This window comes from Paradesulfitobacterium aromaticivorans, assembly GCF_054657415.1.
This window is the reverse complement of sequence record NZ_BAAHYT010000008.1, coordinates 298417-317777: the sequence shown is the minus strand read 5'-3', so window position 1 is coordinate 317777 and position 19361 is coordinate 298417. Positions and strand designations below refer to the sequence as shown.

The window sequence follows — 19361 nt, the reverse complement described above, 5'->3', positions numbered from 1 at the left end:
TAGAGAGTGGGGTTTAAATGGTTATTAGGCTTAATAATGATAAGGTTATACTGGAGTATCGCTGTCAGGATACGATAGCCATTGTAAAAATGTATAATCCTAAAGCTTTGAATGCCCGTGACTATAGTATGTTGCAGGGCCTTGTCGATATTTTTTCTTTGCTAAAAAATGAGAACGACCTCAAGAGTGTTATCTTAACAGGAGAGGGTGAAAATTTCTCGGCAGGTGGGGATATATCAGAATTTGATTTTGATTACTCAAGTGCAAAAGATGTCATTAATTTAACTAGAGAACTTTACTATCAAATTGAAAGGTTCCCCAAACCAGTCATTGTAGCAGTAGACGGATTTGCCATTGGCGGTGGAATGGAGCTCGTTTTGGCCTCTGATCTTATCATTGCTTCGGAAAAAGCCAGATTCGGCTTGGGTGAAATTAACATAGGCTTAATTTCCGCCTATGGACTTAGTAAACTTCCCGTGGCGATCGGCCTTAGTAGGGCCAAGCAACTGTTGTTTTCCGGAAAAACCATATCTTCGAAAGAGGCATTTGATTACGGACTTCTTTTCGATGTTGTTCCGGCTGATAAGCTGCTTCAAAGCAGTATTGACCTGGCAACTAGAATTGCCGAAAAAGCTCCTTTGGCGTTAAATCTATTAAAAGAGAGTCTTAGTAATTTTGCCGCAGTTCCATATGATTATGCCCTTGACCAGATTCTAGGGTTGTTTTTTTCACAGGATTTTAAAGAAGGAAAAAAGTCTTTTCTGGAAAAACGTAAGCCAATCTTTCGAGGATTGTAGGGAGGAGACATATATGCTTTTCGCAGACATGTTTACACGCAATGCTAGATTTTTTAGGAATAAAGTTGCTTTCGTGGACGATGCCGAGAGCATTACTTTTCATGGGTATAACGCCCATGTCAACCGACTTATCAATGGACTGGAAAATATAGGGGTTACGAAAGGTAAGATAATAGGCATTTTAGGCAACAACTCTGTTCGGTACATGGAAGTATGCGGGATTGGCGAGAAGGGAGGGAGGATCGTAGTACCTATCAATACCAGATTTACTCAGGACGATCTAGCCCATGTAATTAATGATTGTGAAATAGATGCTTTATTTGTCGACACTCCATTTATAGATCTTATAGCTGGAATAAGTTATAAGTTAAAATCTGTGAAATATTTTATTAATTTGCGTCAAGTAACTAAAAACAATAGGTGGTTAGACTATGACACGCTTTTAAACTCTTCAACTGATTCTGAACCAGAAGTTGAAATTGACGGAGAAGATATTCTATACATCTTTTATACTAGTGGCACAACCGGTCATCCAAAGGGAGTTATGCTGAGTCATTATGGTCAAGTACAAAATGTTAAAAATCAAACTCTAGAGCTAGGGATAAGGCCTGACGACAAAATGTTGTGCTTTCAACCCTTTTACCATACAGGCGGAAAAACTTACGCAATGATGCATTTCATTCGCGGCTGTACCAATGTAATAATGAGTAGGTTTGATGCTATTAAAGCTTTAAAGCTTATACTGAGTGAAAAGATTACTACATTTATTTGTGTACCTACTATGTTAAACATGCTAATGGAAGCTGAATCTGCTCAAAGTGAGGGTTTTGATTTATCGTCATTGCGCACTATATGTTACTCTGCTTCATCGATGCCTTTGCCACTTTTGAAACGGGCATTATTAAGATTTGGACCGATTTTTATCCAGCCCTACGGTTTAACGGAATCTGGCCCAACTGCGACTTATTTAAATAAGGAAGATCATGTCGACATCGAATCACCAAGGCTCAATTCATGTGGTATACCGGGCTTAGGGGTTGAAGTTAGAGTAGTAAATGAACAGGGTATTGAGGTCCAAGAAGGTAACATAGGGGAATTATTACTAAAAACTGAAACATCTATGAAAGGGTATTTCAAAAATTCTATTAAGACCAAGGAAACTACCTTAAAAGGATGGTTGTTTACTGGTGATATGATTTATCTTGATGAAGATCACTATATCTACATCGTTGGACGACAGCACGATATGATTATTTCCGGAGGGGAAAATATATATCCTAAGGAGATAGAGGATATTCTACAAACACATCCCAATATAGAAGAAGTGGCAGTAGTCGGTATTCCTGACGACGATTGGGTAGAAGTACCGGCTGCCGCAGTTTTACTTAAAGCTAATATGATGCTCACCTCAGAAGAACTGATCGAATTCTGTAAATCAAAGCTGGCTCGTTATAAAGCTCCTAAAAAGATATTGTTCGTAGATAAGTTGCCTAAAAATGCAACAGGTAAAGTTGTTCGTGTAAAAGTTCGTGAAATGATACTTGCTGAAAGGCACCATTAAGTTTATACGGGAGGGGGAAGAGGCATTGACCATGTTAAGGGATTTTTTCGTACGTAATTCATTACTTTACCCCAAAAAAAGTTCATTCGTATTTGAAGATGGTTACGAAGTTACCTTTAAAGAGTTTAACATAAACGTCAATAAAATTGCTTCCGCATTTTCTAGTCTTGGTGTGATGCCTCATGATAAAGTTGCTATCTTTTCAGGAAATTGTCCCGAAATGGTCGAATGCATCTCTGCTGCGGAAAAAGGGGCATATATCGCAGTCCCTATTAATAATCGTCTTACTGGAAAAGAAGTCACTTACATCGTTAATGATTGTAGAGCAAAAGTTCTAGTCGTTCAAAATGAATTAATAGATCTCGTTACTGAATTTATTCCAAATATGCCTACGGTTCGGTACTTTATCGCAATAGGCAGTAAGAAACAAGCGGAATTGTGGAGACTCTATGATCAGGTTCGAAATACTGGTATTGGAGAAGAGTTAGCTGTAAATGTTACTGATTCTAATCTTGTTTATCTATTTTACACCAGTGGGACAACAGGTCGTCCTAAAGGAGTTATGTTGGATCAATTTGGGCAGATTGAAAATGCCAAAACGGTAATAACGGAATTAGAACTTAGGCCAATTTATAAAACATTAAATGTTTTGCCTTTAAATCACATCGGGGGGAAAGAATTAACAACGGCATCGTTTGTACGTGGATGTACGAATTATTTAATGCGACGTTTTGATCCGGTTAAAACTCTTGAGATTATTGAAAATGAAAAAATAGATATTCTGTATGCAGTACCTACTATTATTTACTCGCTGTTAGACGTTTTAAAAAATAAGCATTATGATCTGTCTAGTTTAAAAACCGTTTTTTATTCAGGTTCTCCAATGCCTTCCCACAAGATACAAGAAGCAATTAATATATTTGGCCCAATTTTGTTGCAAGTATATGGAGCAACAGAAACTGGTCCAACAGTAAGTGTATTTCGAAAGGAGCACCACGTCCAAGCACTATTAAATAATCCAGAAAAATTAAAATCTTGTGGACTACCGGCAAATTTTGTGGATGTCCGTATAGTTGATGAAACGGGAAAAGATGTACCAACTTATAAAGTCGGAGAAATTATAGTGAAAAGTGACCACCTGATGAAAGGATATTGGAGGAATCCAAAAGCAACCAACGAAACTTTAAAGGGCGGGTGGGTATATACTAATGACTTAGGCTATTACGATGATGAAAATTATTTATACATTGTGGGTAGAAAAAAAGACCTCATTATAAGTGGTGGAGAGAATATATATGCTGCTGAGGTTGAGGAAGTAATTTCTTCACATCCTTGTGTTTCTGAAGTTGCAGTAATAGGGGTTCCAGACGAGACTTGGGGTGAAGCGGTCGCTGCTTTTATTGTAAAAAAAGCAGGAGTAATTTTAACAAAGGAAGAAATAATCTCATATTGCAAAAAATCGATTGGCTTCAAGAAACCACGAATTGTAGAATTTTTAACCGAACTTCCAAAGACGTCTTTAGGTAAAATTGCAAAAAGCGAAATTCTCTCTTCATATGAACGGTCACGGCAAATTGGAAAAAAAATTAAAGAATAAAATACAATTCAAATTGCGTACTGCAATTTGGGCCAATACACTGTGCAAATTGGACAAGAACATAGTCCTCGGTAAAATAATACGAGTGGAGGAGACATTATCGGGGGGGTCTATAATGGGTGAAACGCGGAATGTTGAAGGCTATAAGTTTGCATTTAAGCAAAGGGTTAGGTATCAACACGTTGATGTTCAAGGAATCGTGTATCACGCAAGATATATCGACTTTCTTGAGGGGGGTAGAATGGAGTATTTCCGTAATATTGGTATCACGTCGAAAAATATGATAGAAAAAGGATATGATTTTGTAAACGTTGAAATCCATTGTTATTATAAAAAACCTGCACATTTAGATGAAGTCATTTTAATTAATACAAAACTTAGCTGGATTCGAAATTCCAGTTTCTGTTTTGAGTATGTTCTACAAGAACAAAAAAGTGGAAATATCCTTGTCACTGCTAACTCGCTCCATGTTATGGTTGACTCACACACGTACAGACCACGCCGTATTCCAGACCAATATCGTGAACTCTTTCGACAGTTTGAAGGCGATACACTTACGGAGTACGGACTCAACGCATTATAATAGGAATTACCGGAGCCATGGGGGCAATCTACGGGGTACAAATCTTAGTAGTACTTCAAGCCGAAGGTGACTGCGAGATTCACTTGGAGAATATGTTGAAGCTCACCAGAGCGGGAGCCATTATGTCCCCACACTTGCCGGTGGGGGGACGCTTTCATTGCTGACAATGACCGGCAAGAGGTAATCTGATAATACGCGCTGGAGCTTTTGCAGTTCTCCGGTATACCCTGCGATTCCGGGGTAGTCAGCTGTGCTGAGGAACGAGTCAAATGCTGTTTGTGAGATGTAAGGAGGCGTTCTTACGGATTCAATCCGCTCCCCGTGCTGCTTATGGGGTGTGGGTAGTTGCTGCCGATTGCTTAATGGTTTAAAATGAATTCTTAATGAAGTTATTTACTAAAGTCAGTGGAGAAGTGATACAGCATGGCAAAAGATATCAACAGACGTGATAGTTTTTCGAACCGGCGGGAGGATATAATTCAAGCGGCAGCCGAACTCTTTCACCGTAAAGGTTTTCACGGCACGTCCATTGGGGACATCGCCAAAGAGGTGGGGTTGCCCAAAGGAGGCTTGTACTATTATATCGAGAGCAAAGAGGAACTCCTCTTTGAGATAACGACCAGGGGTATCCGCAACGTTTTGCCAGTTTTAAAGCAGATTAAGGAGTCTGACCTGGAACCAGCAGAAAAGTTGGTGCAGGCGGTAAAGAACAATACCAACATGCTGGCAGCCTATCAGGAATATGTTTCGGTTTTTCTCCAAGAGAGGAACTCCCTCCTGCCGGAGCATTATCAGAAGTACATCAAGGATCGCGATGAGGTGGAATGGATTTTCCGTGATATTATTCAACAGGGAGTAGATAAGGGAATATTCCGGCAGACCAATGTAAAAGTAATTACCTTTGCCGTCTTGGGCATGTGCAACTGGATTACCCAGTGGTACAGGCCAGACGGGAATGTTTCAGCCGCTGAGATCGCCGAGCTTTTTGCTGATGTGACGTACCGGATGCTAAAAAATTAGACGTGCTGGCTGACAAGTTCGAGAGCTGTCTTTACAATGTACAACAGAACTTAAAAGGGGAACGATGGATATGAAACGCATTATCGTGGGAATTACCGGTGCCACGGGAGCCATCTATGGGGTGCAAATTCTGGAAGCACTGCGGGCCGCAGGTGATTGCGAGACTCATCTCGTAATAAGCCCATGGGCAGAAAAAACGATCGTTTTGGAAACTAAATATAGCCCACAGCAGGTGAAACGAATGGCAACATTCTGCCACGACTACCGCAACCAAGGGGCACCCATAGCTAGCGGTTCCTTCGGTGCCGATGGGATGGTCATTGCTCCCTGCAGCATGAAAACTCTCTCGGGCATTGCCCACGGTTATGCCGACAACCTAATTGGACGGGCTGCCGATGTTATGCTCAAAGAGCGGCATCGTTTAATCATGGCTCCCCGGGAGACTCCCCTCAGCGAGATTCACTTGGAGAATATGTTGAAGCTCACGCGCGCCGGTGCCGTGATGGTGCCACCCATGCCGGCTTTCTATAACCACCCGGCCAGTCTGGAGGATATCATTAACCATCACACATCCAGGATACTAGATTTGTTAGGGATTGATAACTCCTTAACTCGTCGGTGGGGGACAGCTTTTGTTACTGAGATTGATCAGCAAGAGGTACCCGGCTAATACCAACTTCCCCCTGTGTTAGGATAGTTGACGTAGGAACTAAAGAAAAGTATCCTTGAAGGAACACAGGAGGGGAAAACGATATGAGATATCCCAAAGAGTTGAAAAACTCTATTATTACAAAGATGTTACCGCCAAACAATCAGTCTCTCAGTCAGATTCAGCAGGAGACAGGTGTCCCCGAAGGGACATTGAAGCTATGGCGTAAGGAAATACGTGAAAAGGGCTTTGCTGCCCCTGCTGGTGAACAGCAAAGTGAGCAGTGGAGCACACGCGACAAGTTCCTCATCGTGGTTGAGACATCCACCCTTAGTGAAATTGAATTCGCGGAATACTGTCGTAAGAAGGGTTTGTATGTTGAACAGGTCAAGTCCTGGCAGGACAACTGCATGCAGGCCAACGGCGGTGTGGCTCAGGAACTAGCCCTCGCACAACGGCGAGAAAAAGAAATAGAGAAAGAGCTAAAACAGGTTAAGAAAGAACTTCAGCGAAAAGAGTCAGCGCTAGCTGAAACGGCAGCCCTGCTTGTGCTAAGAAAAAAAGCCAATGCGATTTGGGGACCAAAGGACGAGGAGGTCTGACCAGCACTGCAAATCGCGACATCATTATTAAGCTGGTAGAAGAAGCAGTAGCAAGCGGAGCAAACCAACAGCTTGCTTGTGAAGAAGTTGGTATATCCGTACGAACCTTTCAACGTTGGTGTAAAGCCGGGGAACATGGATCCGATCAGAGACCCTTGGCCAAGCGTCCTGAACCGGCGAATAAACTTACGGAAGCAGAACGCAAGGAGATTCTAGAAATCGTCAATCAACCTGAATTTAAAAGTTTGCCGCCCAGTGAGATTGTCCCGATTCTTGCGGATCAAGGTACCTATATCGCCTCCGAATCAACCTTCTATCGAATCATGCGCCAAGCCGGTGAACAGAATCATCGTGGTCGTTGTAAGGCCCCCTCCAGCAAGCCTAAAGCCACGCATTGCGCTACCGAACCGAATCGTGTATGGTCGTGGGATATTACGTATCTCCCCGGACCTGCTAAAGGGCTCTACTTTTACTTATACCTTATCCTGGACATCTTTAGTCGAGACATTGTCGGTTGGGAAGTCTGGCTCGAAGAAAGTGCAGAACATGCCAGTCAACTCATTCGGCGAGCAGTCATGGCCCAGAATATAACCCGACAAGAAGAACCTTTGGTCTTACATTCCGATAATGGTAGCCCCATGAAAGGAGCATCAATGCTGGAAACACTCTATCAATTGGGTATTACGCCTTCTCGAAGTCGCCCAAGGGTTAGCAACGACAATCCTTATTCAGAGTCCATTTTCCGGACCTGTAAATACCGCCCGAGCTATCCAATCGGAGGATTTGCTACGATTAATGATGCCAGGGCATGGGTCAAGGAATTCGTCCATTGGTACAACTACAACCATCACCATAGTGGGATCAAATTTCTTACACCACACCAACGTCACAGTGGCCAGGGTGAAGAGATACTTAAGAAACGGCACCAGCTCTATGAGGCTGCGAAAGCCCGTCATCCAGAACGCTGGACACGACAAACAAGGAACTGGACCTTGCCGAATGAAGTGTGGCTTAATCCAGAGAAGTCTCAAGACGAGGATCGAGTTGAGTCTAAAACGGATGCATCATAGGGGCTGTTTCATCGAAGTAAAGAGTTAAGTGTCAGGGTGCACGCGGGATACCGGAGGCCGAAGGCTGAGGATATGCGCGCTAGCATCCCAGTGACACTAGCGAACAAATACGCTAAAGGACCGAATGGACTTTTTGATCCGCAGATCACAAAAGTTCCTTCTGGCAAGCGCCCGAGCGTCCGGGCTTGTTTTCGTCGTAATTAACACATCGTGTAATAAAGTAATTTTGGTCAAATGCGACAACTATCTTGACAATTACCGACTTCAAAAGGGGTTGGTGCTTTTATTTTGCCGATCAAACCTGACTCAAAAGCCAAAAATGGGTTGCAAAATCTCCCGGAATGATGCATGCTAGAGTTGAAAGAATCTTGAGAATATTAAAAAAGGGGTCAGATGAGATGGCACCTGAAGAAAAAGCTGTTAGCCAAACGGCTGCTAACCAAGAAATCATTGAGCAGCTCCAGCAGCGGATTAAGGAATTGGAAGACCTGAACCGTGACTATTTGGGGATGATTCAAAATTCCTATGACGGGATGTTGATTGCAGACGGGGAAAGCACGATCTTACATATCAATCCCTCGATTGAGCGGGTCATGGGGCTTAAGTATCCGGACTCCATCGGAAAGTCGACTAAGTATTTTGTTGAAGACGGTCTGGCTGACGCCAGCGCCAGCGCCAGCTTAAAGGTCATCGAATCAGGCAAAGAAGAAACGGTGATTGTTAATGCGAATAACGGCAAGATGGTGCTCAGCACAGGGGTACCGGCCTATGACCGCGACGGGAAAGTCTATCGGGTGTATTGCAATGTCCGGGATATCACAGATCTTAATATGTTAAAGCAAAAATACGTACAGACGCAAGTACTTGCTTCGAAATATTTAGCTGAACTGAACCAACTGAAAAAATCAAATTCCCTTGACTTTGTGGCCCACAGCAAAGGAATGCGCGCAGTAATTGATATGGCTTATCGGATCGCACAAGTTGACAGCACCGTTCTGATCTTAGGAGAATCCGGGGTTGGCAAAGATTTGATTGCGCACATGATTCATAAAGCAAGTCCACGTAACGAATCAGGTCCGTTTTTGAAAATAAATTGTGGGGCCATCCCGGAGAATCTACTGGAATCCGAGTTGTTCGGGTATGAAACCGGGGCCTTTACCGGTGCCAGTAAGGAAGGAAAAGCTGGGTATTTTGAACTGGCTCATAAAGGAACTCTATTTCTGGATGAAATCGGGGACTTGCCCATTAACCTCCAGGTCAAGCTCTTAAATGTCCTTCAGGATCAGAAAATAACCAGGGTTGGAGGGGTTAAGTCTAAAGAAATCGATGTGCGCATCCTGGCCGCCACCAATAAAAACATGGAGGAAATGGTAAGGCGAGGGTTGTTCCGGGAAGATTTATATTATCGCTTAAATGTTGTACCGGTCATGATTCCCCCCTTGCGCGAGCGGACAGAAGACATCCCTTTTATGATTCATTTCTACTCCGGCTTTTTTAATAAGAAATATAACCTGAACGTGAAGTTTAGCCAGGATGCAATTGAAACCCTGACAAAGTATCTGTGGCCGGGAAATGTCAGGGAATTAGCCAATTTGGTTGAACGCTTGATGGTGGTTGTTCAAGAAGCAGTGATCACAACCGAGCACCTTCCTCAGAAATATCATGTACGAACTCCTTTAGAATATGATTATCAGCCGAAGACACTCAAGGTGGCCGTGGAGGAATTTGAAGACGGGTTTATTGCCCGGACCATAGAGCAGTGCCGAAGCAGGGAAGAAGCGGCAATCCTGCTCGGTATCAGCCTCTCAAGCCTGACAAGGAGGATTAGGCGGCTTAGAGGGTCAAAATTGACGCTCAATGATGACACTCCAAAATAATGCCGGAAATGCCCGTTGCAATAAAAACTGCAAGGGACGGATAGAAGCTTAAACAGGTCAAATTTGACTAACGGTTTTATCTGAAAAATAAGAAACTTAGATAAATAAAGAAAAAACTGAATGGCATGATTTTTGCAATCATTATCTATGCCAGGTACTGAATCAAAGAAGGGGAGGGAGCAAACATTGAATTTAGGCCGGATTATTGAAAATAATGCTAAACGTATTCCAAAAAGTCCTGCGGTTATTTCCGAAGATGTTAAGTGGTCGTGGCAGGAGTTTAACCTCAAAGTTAATAAGTTTGCCAATGCCTTAGCAAAGCTAGGAGTTGGGAAAGACGATCGGGTTGCCATCTATCTGGCGAATTCACCGGAATATCTTGTCGTCTATTTTGCCATCGCTAAACTGGGTGCTACGGCGGTTCCTTTTAACATTATGTTTAAGAGCAGTGAAATCACCTATATCATTAATAATTCCCGAGCCAAGATTTTAGTTGCGGCTGCCAATGAGGCGGCGTTGCATGTGCAGCCGATTTGGGATCAACTGTCCACATTAGAACATTTAATTGTGGTTGGAGAGCATCAAGCTGCAGACATGCTTGGTTATGATCAACTTTTGGCAGCCGGCGGGGATGAACTCTATGCGTTCGAGTGTGCTGAAGACGATGTGGTGACCATTCTTTACACCTCGGGCACCACTGGGCAACCGAAAGGGGCTATGCTCACGCATGCAAATTTTTATCGGAATGCGGAATTGAATGGGAGCTATACTCTGCACATTAATGACCAGGACAGTTTTCTTACAGGGACGCCGTTTTGCCATATTTTCTTCGTCTTATCAGTCCTCGGACCGATGTTCAAAGGGGCGGCGATCGTTACCATGTCGCGTTTCTTTCCGGACAAAGCGCTGGAATTAATTTCGAAATACCAAGTGACGCATTTTGCCGGAGTCCCGACCATGTACATTTACATGCTGCAAACTTATATAGCGGACCCAAACAAATATGACCTTAGTTCCTGGCGTTTCGCTCAAGCGGCTGGTGCCGCCATGCCTGCGGAATATATCAAGCAAATCGAGAAGGCTTTCAATGTTGGTTATTGTGAGTGTTATGGTTCAACGGAGACCAGTTCTACTTGCACCTATGGGCGTTTAGGGCACAGCAAACCCGGTTCAATCGGCCTGCCGGCTGAAATGTGGGAGATCAAGATCGTGGATGAGGACAACAATGAAGCGCCCATCGGTGAAATCGGAGAAATCACAGTCAAGGGACCTGGGGTATTCAAAGGATACTGGGATATGCCCGAAGCTACGGCAGCTGCGTTTAGCGGAGAATGGTTTCATACAGGTGATTTGGGACGTGAGGATGAGGACGGCTACTTGTACATTGTTGACCGCAAAAAGGATATGCTGATTTGCGGCGGGTATAACATTTATCCGCGGGAAATTGAAGAGGTTTTGTATACACATCCGTCTGTGTTGGAAGCCGCAGTCGTTGGCATTCCTGATGCGGCCAAAGGCGAGATTCCTAAGGCATTTATCACTTTGAAGCCACAAGCGGAGCAAATGAACGCGGAGGACATTATTCTTTACTGCAAGGAGCGCATGGCAGCCTATAAAGTACCGCGTGTGGTGGAGTTCTTGAATGAATTCCCTAAAAATGCGAGCGGTAAAATCCTGAAACGCTCTCTGCGAGAGCTGGAGGCGGAAATCAAACCGACCGCATAAAAGTATTTAAAAGAAAATTAGAAATATTAGAAGAATTAAGAGGAATTAGTCGTGGATTCGTTGAAGTATTATATCATGTAATATTATTGAGTATCTTAAATTCAGGGGGTGAAAATGACAATATTTAAGACACGGGCAGACTCAAGCCGTGAGCTTCAAATTATGACATAAAAAAATCTGACAAGGAGGTTGTTTCAGATGTATTCAAAAGCTTATATTCCATACGGTGGTTATTACAGCTCCCCCTTTGCCCGCTGGCAGGGAAGTCTCCAGAATGAGCATTCCGTTGAGTTAGCAGCAGCAACTGCCAAGAGATGGCTGGCAACAAAGGAAATTGATGCAAAGATATTTGAATACCTTATTTTCGGTAAAACGATAGGACAACTGCATACTTTCTATGATGCTCCATGGGCAGCGGCTCTCATGGGAGCTCCAGATATTCCTGGTGTGCATATTCCTCAGGCATGCTCTACTTCCACTACTAGTATTAACCAAGCGGCTACAGGCCTCGAGACCGGTCTTTATGAAACTGCATTTTGCTTGCTCACAGACCGTTGTTCCAATGGACCATTCACCGTCTGGCCTAATCCACTGGGTCCCGGTGGAGAAATGATTTCAGAAAGTTGGCTGATGGATAACTTTGCCAATGATCCTTGGGGCGGTGTTGCCATGATTCAAACTGCAGAAAATGTCGTCACAAAGGCTGGTGGGATTACCAAGGAAGACGTTGATAGGGTTACAGTTAGACGTTACGAGCAGTACCAGGATGCTTTGGCTAATGATCGGGAGTTTCAAAAACGTTATATGTTCCCTGTAGAATATAAACTGAACAAAAAGAAAACAGCATTCCTTGAAACAGATGAAGGAGTAAGTCCGACAACTCTCGAAGGTTTGACTAAATTAAAACCGGTTATTCCCGGTGGGGTTCACTCATATGGTGCTCAAACCTTTCCGGCTGATGGCAACTGCGGGATTATTGTAACTACAAGAGATAAGGCTCGCGAACTAAGTACAGATAAAGATATTGAAATTCAGATACTATCCTATGGTTATGCCCGAGCCGAAAAGGCTCATATGGCCATGGCTGTGGTGCCTTCAGCAAGAATGGCACTGGAGAAAGCAGGAATCGATATCAAGGATATAAAAGCTATTAAAACACACAATCCTTTTACTGCAAATGATCTTTACTTGGCTAACGAAATGGGTATTGATGTCATGAAAATGAATAATTACGGCTGTTCACTTATTTATGGGCACCCGCAAGGACCTACCGCCGGCCGGGAAATTATTGAAATGATTGAAGAGTTGGTTATTCTTGGCGGCGGTTATGGTTTGTTCACAGGATGCGCAGCCGGCGATACCGGTGCAGCCATGGTTCTCAAGGTTTCCTGTTAGGGTATTAAGTTTTAATCGTTGCCAGCCTCTGCATCGGCGGCGGTCAGGGCGCAGCGCTGATTATTGAGAATGTCGGTAAGTAGGAAAGGGGGAATTTGTGTTGAGTATTAAAACAATTGGAGTTGTAGGTGCGGGGGCTATGGGTACCGGTATCGCCCATGTGGCGGCGACGGCAGGCTATGAGGTCATCCTGCGGGATATTGACATGGCTTTTGTTGACCGTTCCGTAGCCAATATGGACAAATTAATGGCCAAGTCCGTAGAAAAAGGCAAGATGACCGAAGAAGCCCGGCAGGCGACTTTAGCCAGAATTAACAAGACCACCGTGCTTGAGGACATGAGGGTAGCTGATTTCATTATTGAGGCCGTAATCGAGAAGATGGAGCTCAAGAAAGAGGTTTTCCAGACTCTCAACAAGGTATGTAGGCCTGAGGTGATCTTTGGCACGAATACTTCCTCGATGTCAATCACGGAAATTGCAGCAGCTTCCGGCCGTCCGGACCAAGTCTGTGGAATGCACTTCTTCAATCCGGCTCAGGTTATGCGCCTCGTGGAAATTATCCGGGGAATGCAGACCTCTGACGCTACCGTTGCGGTGGCGACTGATCTGGCCCGCGCTTTTGGCAAGACCACTGTCGAAGTGAAAAAGGACTCTCCGGGATTTATTGTTAACCGGCTCATGATTCCGCAAATGGTCGAGGCAGCTCGTTTACTGCAAGAGGGTGTTGCTTCCATTCAAGATATCGATACCGCCGTCAAATTGGGCTTAAATTATCCGATGGGTCCTTTCGAACTGATGGATTTTACGGGAATCGATATTCATTATTTCGTGATGGAATACTTTGCTGACGAATTCCGGGATAATCAATATGCAGCTCCGCAGATCATTAAACAGATGGTCAGGGCCAATAAGCTCGGACGCAAGAATGGTGAGGGATTTTATCAATATTAAATAAATCACACGAATCGTAAAGGGTGAAAAGTTTGGTTTCTTGAGAATAGCGCCAATCCCAATAAGGGATTGGCGCTGACAATTGTTGAAGAACAATCCAATTGAGGGTTGTTCTTTTTTCTGCAGCCAATAAGTTTAATTAATGAAAAACCCTCTTATGCCTACGAAATTGAGAAGCAAATAGAAGCTCGCAATATGAGGTTGTGGGTGAGGATTGGGATTGCTAACGACAGCGATTTACCGCAGCTATGGCGGTGGCCGTGCCCGATCATCCGGGCTGGGGTCAAACAGATGCGCGTTTCTTAATTCTTTAGGATACTACTGCTACTGCGTTACATTGAAACCAATTTTGGCTGGGTCTTGCAAAAAAATAAATTGAATTTTTCCTCTTTATCGTGATATTATAGTTAATAATAGTATAGAGTGTATGTCATAGCTATGGGGGTATAGGATGAAAGAAGTCATTGATTTTTTATACGCAAACCCGATTGGGTGCTTGTCAACAGTCGATGAAGATGGCAGACCCCATGTAAGACCCTGGGAGTTTATGTTTGAACAGGATGGCAAACTGTGGTTTTGTACAGCAAATACAAAGGATGTTTTTGGTCAATTACAATGCAATCCGGCAATTGAATTCTGTTCAACTTCAAAAGAAAATGTCTCTGTAAGGGTAAGTGGTGAAGTGATTTTTGGGATAGACCTAAACATAAAGCGAAAAATGCTTGAAAGAAACAGCCAACTAAATTCCATTTATAAAGTTCCTGAAAACCCCGAGTTTGAGATCTTTTACTTAAAGCATGGGCAAGCGACCATGTTTAACTTTAGGGGTCAATTAATCAAAGATATGATTGTTTTCTAAAGAATAATTGAAGAGGAGGTGGCTAGATGTTTTTGAATCATTTTGAATATTTTGCTCCCACAACGCCTGCCGAAACACTGGAATTGGTTGGTCGCCTGGGCAGCAAGGCTAAAATACTCGCCGGTGGCACCGATTTGATGGTTGTGATGAAAGCCAAAGCAATTAGTCCGGAATATTTGATCGACATTAATGGGGTCGAGGAGTTTAAAGGTATTGTTAGCGAGCCGGGAAAAGGTGCCGTGATCGGAACAAACACGAAGTTGGCCGAGATTCAGTTTTCTGAGGCCATTAAGGCCAAATATCCGGCTTTGGCTTATGCAGCCGGTGAGGTGGGTTCATCGCAGGTAAGGCACATGGCTAGTCTCGGCGGTAATTCCTGCAATGCCTCCCCGGCGGCGGAGACCCCGACTCCACTGGTGGCGATGGGGGCAAAAGTTGTGCTTGGCAGCCTGTCCGGGGACAGAGAACTGCCCCTGGAGGAATTCATTCTAGGCGTTCGTAAACTCGACTTGGCCGAAGGGGAAATGCTGACCAAATTCATCCTGCCGGAACCGGCAGAGAAGTCTGCCTGCCGCTATGCGTACATGGGGCGCCGGGATGCCATGGAAATCGATTGTGTGAATATGGCCGTCAAGATCGAGTTGGATAATGATGGCGAGACGGTTAAAAATGTCAAACTTGTGATGGGATCCGTTTATCCGAGGCCGTTGGTATCAAAGGAAGTTCCGGCTCTCTTAATCGGAAACAAGCTGACCGATGAACTGATTGAAAAGTCCGCCGCAGCAGCGCAAGGCGAAGCTAAGCCGATTGATGATATTCGGGCCTCGGCTGAATATCGGCGGGAAATTGTCAAAGTTCTGGCCCGCAGGTTGCTTAAAGAGACCAATGCCGCTGCGAGGGGGGTGTAGTCGGTGAAAACATTGATCGAGTTAAATATAAATAATCGGGTATATGAAGTAGCCGTAGACGCCAGGGATTTACTGATTGACGTCGTCAGGAAAAAAGTAGGCCTTACCGGCACCAAGAAAGGCTGCGGAGAGGGTGACTGCGGAGCCTGCACCGTGTTAATCGACGGCAAACCGGAGTTATCCTGTATTAAGCTGGCGATTGCCTGCCAGGGAAAAAAGATCACCACCATTGAAGGTCTGGTCCAGGAAGGCGGCGCGCTCCATCCGATTCAGCAGGCGTTTGTTGATCATGGCGCAGTCCAGTGTGGTTTCTGCACCCCGGGCATGATTATGTCCTCTAAAGCCTTACTGGATCGGAATCCGCATCCAACCCAGAATGAAATCAAGCATGAATTAAGTGGCAACATCTGTCGTTGCACCGGCTATAAAAAAATCATCGAAGCAGTGGAAGCCGCTGCCGAGGTCTGGTCTAAAGAGGGGGTGAAATGATGGACCAGAAAGAAATCAAGTCGAAATGGAATCTGACACCCGATGGCTGGAATCTCGAAGGGGTACCCGCCTACCAGGATGAGAAAAGATTTACCCAGGTGGGCAGGAGCGTCCCCCGGGTTGATGGCCCGGTAAAGGTTAGAGGGGAAGCGATTTATACAGGCGATATGACCTTGCCTGGAATGGTTTATGGGAAAATAAAGCGCAGCACGTACGCCCACGCCCTCATTAAAAAGATTGATTGCAGTAAAGCTCTGGCGGTGCCGGGTGTTCTGGCAGTAATCACCGGGGATGAGGCTCCCAACAAATGGGGCATTGTTCCTCAGGCAGCCAACGAAACTGCCTTGGCCGTAGGTAAAGTGCGTTTTTATGGTGAAGGCGTGGCTGCCGTGGCCGCAATTGATGAAGAAACCGCCGAAGAAGCTCTTGATCTGATCGAAGTGGAATATGAGCCCCTGTCGGTGCTGCTGGATCCGTTCGAATCCATGGCACGCGCCAACGAAGTGCTTATCCATGAAGATAGTCCGGGAAATATCATGCATCAAGGGGAACAGGTCTATGGCGACGTGGACAAGGCTTTTGCCGAGTGCACGTACGTGTTGGAAAGAGAATTCCATACCAACTATCCGCAACATGGTTTTCTAGAGCCCCATACCGCCCTGGCCAGTTATGATCCCCAAAGCGGTCAATTGCATTTGTGGGCCAGCACCCAGGTTCCCCATTACCTGCATCGCCAGATGTCGATCGTGTTAGAGATCCCCATGAACAAAATCCGGGTGACACTACCGGCGATTGGCGGTGGTTTTGGCGGCAAAGGGGAAGCAGCACCATCAGAGTTCGTGGCCTGCTTGCTGTCCAGAAAAATTGGCCGACCGGTCAGAGTGACTTATGAGCGTAATGAAGTGTTTTTTACGAACAAAGGCCGTCACCCGGCCCACATGAAAGTTAAAATGGGTCTGGACAAAGACGGTTATATTCAAGCCATCGATTTTGACAATACGATGGATAAGGGCGCATATTCGGGCTGGGGCATTGTGGTGCTGTTCTACACCGCGTCGATGATGCACCTGCCTTATAAGGTACCGAATGCCCGGTTCCGTGGTAGAAGTGTTTATACCAACAAACCCAGCACCGGGGCGATGCGCGGTCTTGGCGGGGTTCAGCCCAGATGGGCCATGGAGTGCCTGATGGATGAGCTGGCCGAAATGATGGGCATCAGCGCGTATGAACTCAAAATGAAAAACGCGGTCGAATCTGGTCATACCTGCATCAACAATATGTTCGTACCGCATAGTGAGTACAAGAAATGCCTGCAGACCGCCGTGGAAAAATCGGGTTATCTGGAAAAGCACGGCAAGCTGCCTTTCGGCAAAGGGATAGGGATGGCCGGCGGTTATTATATTTCCGGCACAGCCTATACGCTCTATCAGAATTACAAGCCGCATACTAGCGTGATGATCAGGGTAGATACCGAGGCCGGGGTTACTCTTCTCTGCGCAGCTGCCGATATTGGACAGGGCAGCAATACCGTCATGGCCCAAATGGTAGCCGAGGAACTGGGAGTCCATTTTGAGGATGTGCATGTCCAGTCTGGTGATACGGAAATAGGGGCCTTTGATCTGGGCAGTTTCGCCAGCCGTCTGACCTATGCATCCGGGGCCGCCATTAAAATGGCGTGCGTCGAAATCAATCAAAGGCTGAAAGAAACGGCTGCCGGGATGCTGGGAGTGCGGGCCGATCAATTAGTCATTAAGAATCGTGAGATCTATTCCATGTATGAGAGCAAAAAACGGATTCCGTGGGAAAAAGTCGTTGAAGCCTATACCAGTATTAATGGGTCCTTGGTCGGGATGGGCAACTTCTCGCCGCCGCGGCGCAAAGGGATCGATATTATCAGTGGGAACCGGGTTCAAGGTGCGAATATCGGTCATTCGCCTACCTATGGTTTTAGCTGTCAAGTCCACGAAGTAGAAGTGGATGTGGAAACCGGCCGGATCTACGTGAAGAAGGTCACCGAAGCCGGTGACTGCGGTACACCCGTCAACCCCATGAGTGTAGATGGTCAGGTGGAAGGTTCCATCATGTTTAACCTGGGAGCATGCCTTTACGAAGATCAGAAGTTAGACGAAAACGGTAAACATTTAAATCCAAACTTCCACGACTACAAAACGCCGACTACTATGGAAATGCCGGAAATGGATACCAACATCGTGGAAAGTTATGACCCGACAGCTCCGTTTGGTGTTAAAGAAACAGGGGAAGGAGCGGTGCAGCCGACTTTCCCGGCGATCACTAACGCTATCTATGATGCCATCGGTGTAAGATTTTATAACTTGCCCATTACTCCGGAAATGGTGCTTAAGGCCCTAAAAGATAAAGGGAAAAAATAAAAAAGTATTACATTCGTAGTAGCAGCAACGGCAACGGAAATACAAAACCGTTGCCCCTAATGTTCATGTGTAAGGGGAAAAAACAATGAAATTAGATTTGAAGCAAGAAGTTGTTGTACGGAATACTTGAATAGTGCATTCCGTGAAAGCTGGAGTAAGTTTTGCGAACAAAGGTTCACAATTATATGAATTGACGTTATAATTAGGAATAGTTTAGACAATAATGATGTCTGCGTGAAAAATATACGTGCTAAGAACGGTGGAATAAGTTATGAGTGTTGGTACAGTCGGAGTTGTCGGTGCAGGAACCATGGGTACTGGGATTGCCCATATGGCTGCTATGTCCGGATATAACGTAATTTTGCGTGATATCGAAATGTCCTATGTTGAGCGCGCTGTAGCCAGTATGGACAAATTCATGGCCCGTTCCGTGGAAAAAGGCATAATGACGGAAGAGGCACGCCAGGCCACTTTAGCCAGGATCAAGAAGACCACAACCTTAGAAGACATGGCAGCAACCAACTTTGTGATTGAAGTAGTACTTGAGAAAATGGATCTGAAGAAGGCAGCCCGTCTCTTACAGGAAGGTGTCGCCAGTGTCGAAGATATTGATACAGCGGTGAAACTTGGACTAAACTATCCAATGGGTCCGTTTGAATTAATGGATTTCACGGGCATCGATATTGGTTACTTTGTGATGGAATACTTTGCCGATGAATTCCGGGATAATCAATATGCGGCACCGCAGATCATTAAACAAATGGTGAGGGCTAATAAGCTCGGACGCAAGAACGGTGAAGGGTTTTATCAATATTAATGAATTTCGCTCAAGCAGTATTAACCTCGGCCACCAAAAGTTCAAATGTAAAAGTGATCTGGATTCGAGG

Annotated in this window: 16 protein-coding genes; all 16 read left to right on the top strand. The window is 44.9% G+C overall.

The window, feature by feature from the left end:
- The first annotated feature begins 17 nt into the window (after window positions 1–17).
- The 16 genes from ACYQ2N_RS03750 to ACYQ2N_RS03675 all read left to right on the top strand — a co-directional run bounded on the left by ACYQ2N_RS03750 (window position 18) and on the right by ACYQ2N_RS03675 (window position 19291).
- Complete coding sequence (locus tag ACYQ2N_RS03750) at window positions 18–797, top strand: enoyl-CoA hydratase/isomerase family protein (protein WP_459997588.1); 780 nt, start codon at window positions 18–20, stop codon at window positions 795–797.
- Window positions 798–810: 13 nt separating this feature from the next.
- On the top strand, window positions 811–2358 hold the full coding sequence (locus ACYQ2N_RS03745) for a long-chain-fatty-acid--CoA ligase (RefSeq protein ID WP_459997587.1): 1548 nt from the start codon (window positions 811–813) through the stop codon (window positions 2356–2358).
- A 31-nt stretch (window positions 2359–2389) separates the two neighbouring features.
- On the top strand, window positions 2390–3955 hold the full coding sequence (locus ACYQ2N_RS03740; protein WP_459997761.1) for a class I adenylate-forming enzyme family protein: 1566 nt from the start codon (window positions 2390–2392) through the stop codon (window positions 3953–3955).
- A 115-nt stretch (window positions 3956–4070) separates the two neighbouring features.
- Window positions 4071–4538, top strand: a complete 468-nt coding sequence (locus ACYQ2N_RS03735) for an acyl-CoA thioesterase (protein ID WP_459997586.1) — start codon at window positions 4071–4073, stop codon at window positions 4536–4538.
- A gap of 423 nt (window positions 4539–4961) precedes the next feature.
- Window positions 4962–5558: a TetR/AcrR family transcriptional regulator gene (locus ACYQ2N_RS03730; RefSeq protein WP_459997585.1), complete on the top strand. Its 597-nt coding sequence runs from the start codon at window positions 4962–4964 to the stop codon at window positions 5556–5558.
- Between the two features lie 70 nt (window positions 5559–5628).
- Window positions 5629–6228 carry a UbiX family flavin prenyltransferase gene (locus tag ACYQ2N_RS03725; protein ID WP_459997584.1) on the top strand — a complete coding sequence of 200 codons (600 nt, stop codon included), beginning with the start codon at window positions 5629–5631 and terminating at the stop codon, window positions 6226–6228.
- Window positions 6229–6353: 125 nt separating this feature from the next.
- Window positions 6354–7879, top strand: a protein-coding gene (locus tag ACYQ2N_RS03720) for an IS3 family transposase (protein WP_459997760.1) whose coding sequence is annotated in 2 segments (ribosomal slippage) — window positions 6354–6794 and window positions 6797–7879 — 1524 coding nt in all. Because the reading frame shifts where the segments join, the coding sequence is not laid out codon by codon here.
- 398 nt (window positions 7880–8277) lie between these two features.
- The gene (locus ACYQ2N_RS03715) at window positions 8278–9756 is read left to right on the top strand and encodes a sigma-54 interaction domain-containing protein (RefSeq protein ID WP_459997583.1); all 1479 of its coding nucleotides are present in this window, start codon (window positions 8278–8280) and stop codon (window positions 9754–9756) included.
- A 186-nt stretch (window positions 9757–9942) separates the two neighbouring features.
- Window positions 9943–11481 carry a class I adenylate-forming enzyme family protein gene (locus ACYQ2N_RS03710; RefSeq protein WP_459997582.1) on the top strand — a complete coding sequence of 513 codons (1539 nt, stop codon included), beginning with the start codon at window positions 9943–9945 and terminating at the stop codon, window positions 11479–11481.
- Between the two features lie 198 nt (window positions 11482–11679).
- Window positions 11680–12876, top strand: a complete 1197-nt coding sequence (locus tag ACYQ2N_RS03705; RefSeq protein ID WP_459997581.1) for a thiolase family protein — start codon at window positions 11680–11682, stop codon at window positions 12874–12876.
- Between the two features lie 100 nt (window positions 12877–12976).
- Window positions 12977–13828, top strand: coding sequence for a 3-hydroxyacyl-CoA dehydrogenase family protein (locus tag ACYQ2N_RS03700; protein ID WP_459997580.1), 852 nt, complete (start codon window positions 12977–12979; stop codon window positions 13826–13828).
- A 451-nt stretch (window positions 13829–14279) separates the two neighbouring features.
- Entirely contained in the window at window positions 14280–14687 is a 408-nt protein-coding gene (locus ACYQ2N_RS03695) for a pyridoxamine 5'-phosphate oxidase family protein (RefSeq protein WP_459997579.1), read from the top strand.
- Window positions 14688–14713: 26 nt separating this feature from the next.
- Entirely contained in the window at window positions 14714–15595 is an 882-nt protein-coding gene (locus ACYQ2N_RS03690; protein WP_459997578.1) for an FAD binding domain-containing protein, read from the top strand.
- A gap of 3 nt (window positions 15596–15598) precedes the next feature.
- On the top strand, window positions 15599–16084 hold the full coding sequence (locus ACYQ2N_RS03685; RefSeq protein WP_459997577.1) for a (2Fe-2S)-binding protein: 486 nt from the start codon (window positions 15599–15601) through the stop codon (window positions 16082–16084).
- Window positions 16084–18474: a xanthine dehydrogenase family protein molybdopterin-binding subunit gene (locus ACYQ2N_RS03680; protein ID WP_459997576.1), complete on the top strand. Its 2391-nt coding sequence runs from the start codon at window positions 16084–16086 to the stop codon at window positions 18472–18474. Before ACYQ2N_RS03685 ends, ACYQ2N_RS03680 begins: the two co-directional genes overlap by 1 nt.
- A 271-nt stretch (window positions 18475–18745) precedes the next feature.
- Complete coding sequence (locus ACYQ2N_RS03675; protein WP_459997575.1) at window positions 18746–19291, top strand: 3-hydroxyacyl-CoA dehydrogenase family protein; 546 nt, start codon at window positions 18746–18748, stop codon at window positions 19289–19291.
- Window positions 19292–19361 lie beyond the last annotated feature (70 nt).

What these genes read in the sequence shown, in the direction of transcription:
- ACYQ2N_RS03750 (WP_459997588.1), top strand. Translation starts at nt 18, where the DNA reads ATGGTTATTAGGCTTAATAATGATAAGGTTATACTGGAGTATCGCTGT.
- ACYQ2N_RS03745 (WP_459997587.1), top strand. Translation starts at nt 811, where the DNA reads ATGCTTTTCGCAGACATGTTTACACGCAATGCTAGATTTTTTAGGAAT.
- ACYQ2N_RS03740 (WP_459997761.1), top strand. Translation starts at nt 2,390, where the DNA reads ATGTTAAGGGATTTTTTCGTACGTAATTCATTACTTTACCCCAAAAAA.
- ACYQ2N_RS03735 (WP_459997586.1), top strand. Translation starts at nt 4,071, where the DNA reads ATGGGTGAAACGCGGAATGTTGAAGGCTATAAGTTTGCATTTAAGCAA.
- ACYQ2N_RS03730 (WP_459997585.1), top strand. Translation starts at nt 4,962, where the DNA reads ATGGCAAAAGATATCAACAGACGTGATAGTTTTTCGAACCGGCGGGAG.
- ACYQ2N_RS03725 (WP_459997584.1), top strand. Translation starts at nt 5,629, where the DNA reads ATGAAACGCATTATCGTGGGAATTACCGGTGCCACGGGAGCCATCTAT.
- ACYQ2N_RS03715 (WP_459997583.1), top strand. Translation starts at nt 8,278, where the DNA reads ATGGCACCTGAAGAAAAAGCTGTTAGCCAAACGGCTGCTAACCAAGAA.
- ACYQ2N_RS03705 (WP_459997581.1), top strand. Translation starts at nt 11,680, where the DNA reads ATGTATTCAAAAGCTTATATTCCATACGGTGGTTATTACAGCTCCCCC.
- ACYQ2N_RS03695 (WP_459997579.1), top strand. Translation starts at nt 14,280, where the DNA reads ATGAAAGAAGTCATTGATTTTTTATACGCAAACCCGATTGGGTGCTTG.
- ACYQ2N_RS03690 (WP_459997578.1), top strand. Translation starts at nt 14,714, where the DNA reads ATGTTTTTGAATCATTTTGAATATTTTGCTCCCACAACGCCTGCCGAA.
- ACYQ2N_RS03680 (WP_459997576.1), top strand. Translation starts at nt 16,084, where the DNA reads ATGGACCAGAAAGAAATCAAGTCGAAATGGAATCTGACACCCGATGGC.
- ACYQ2N_RS03675 (WP_459997575.1), top strand. Translation starts at nt 18,746, where the DNA reads ATGAGTGTTGGTACAGTCGGAGTTGTCGGTGCAGGAACCATGGGTACT.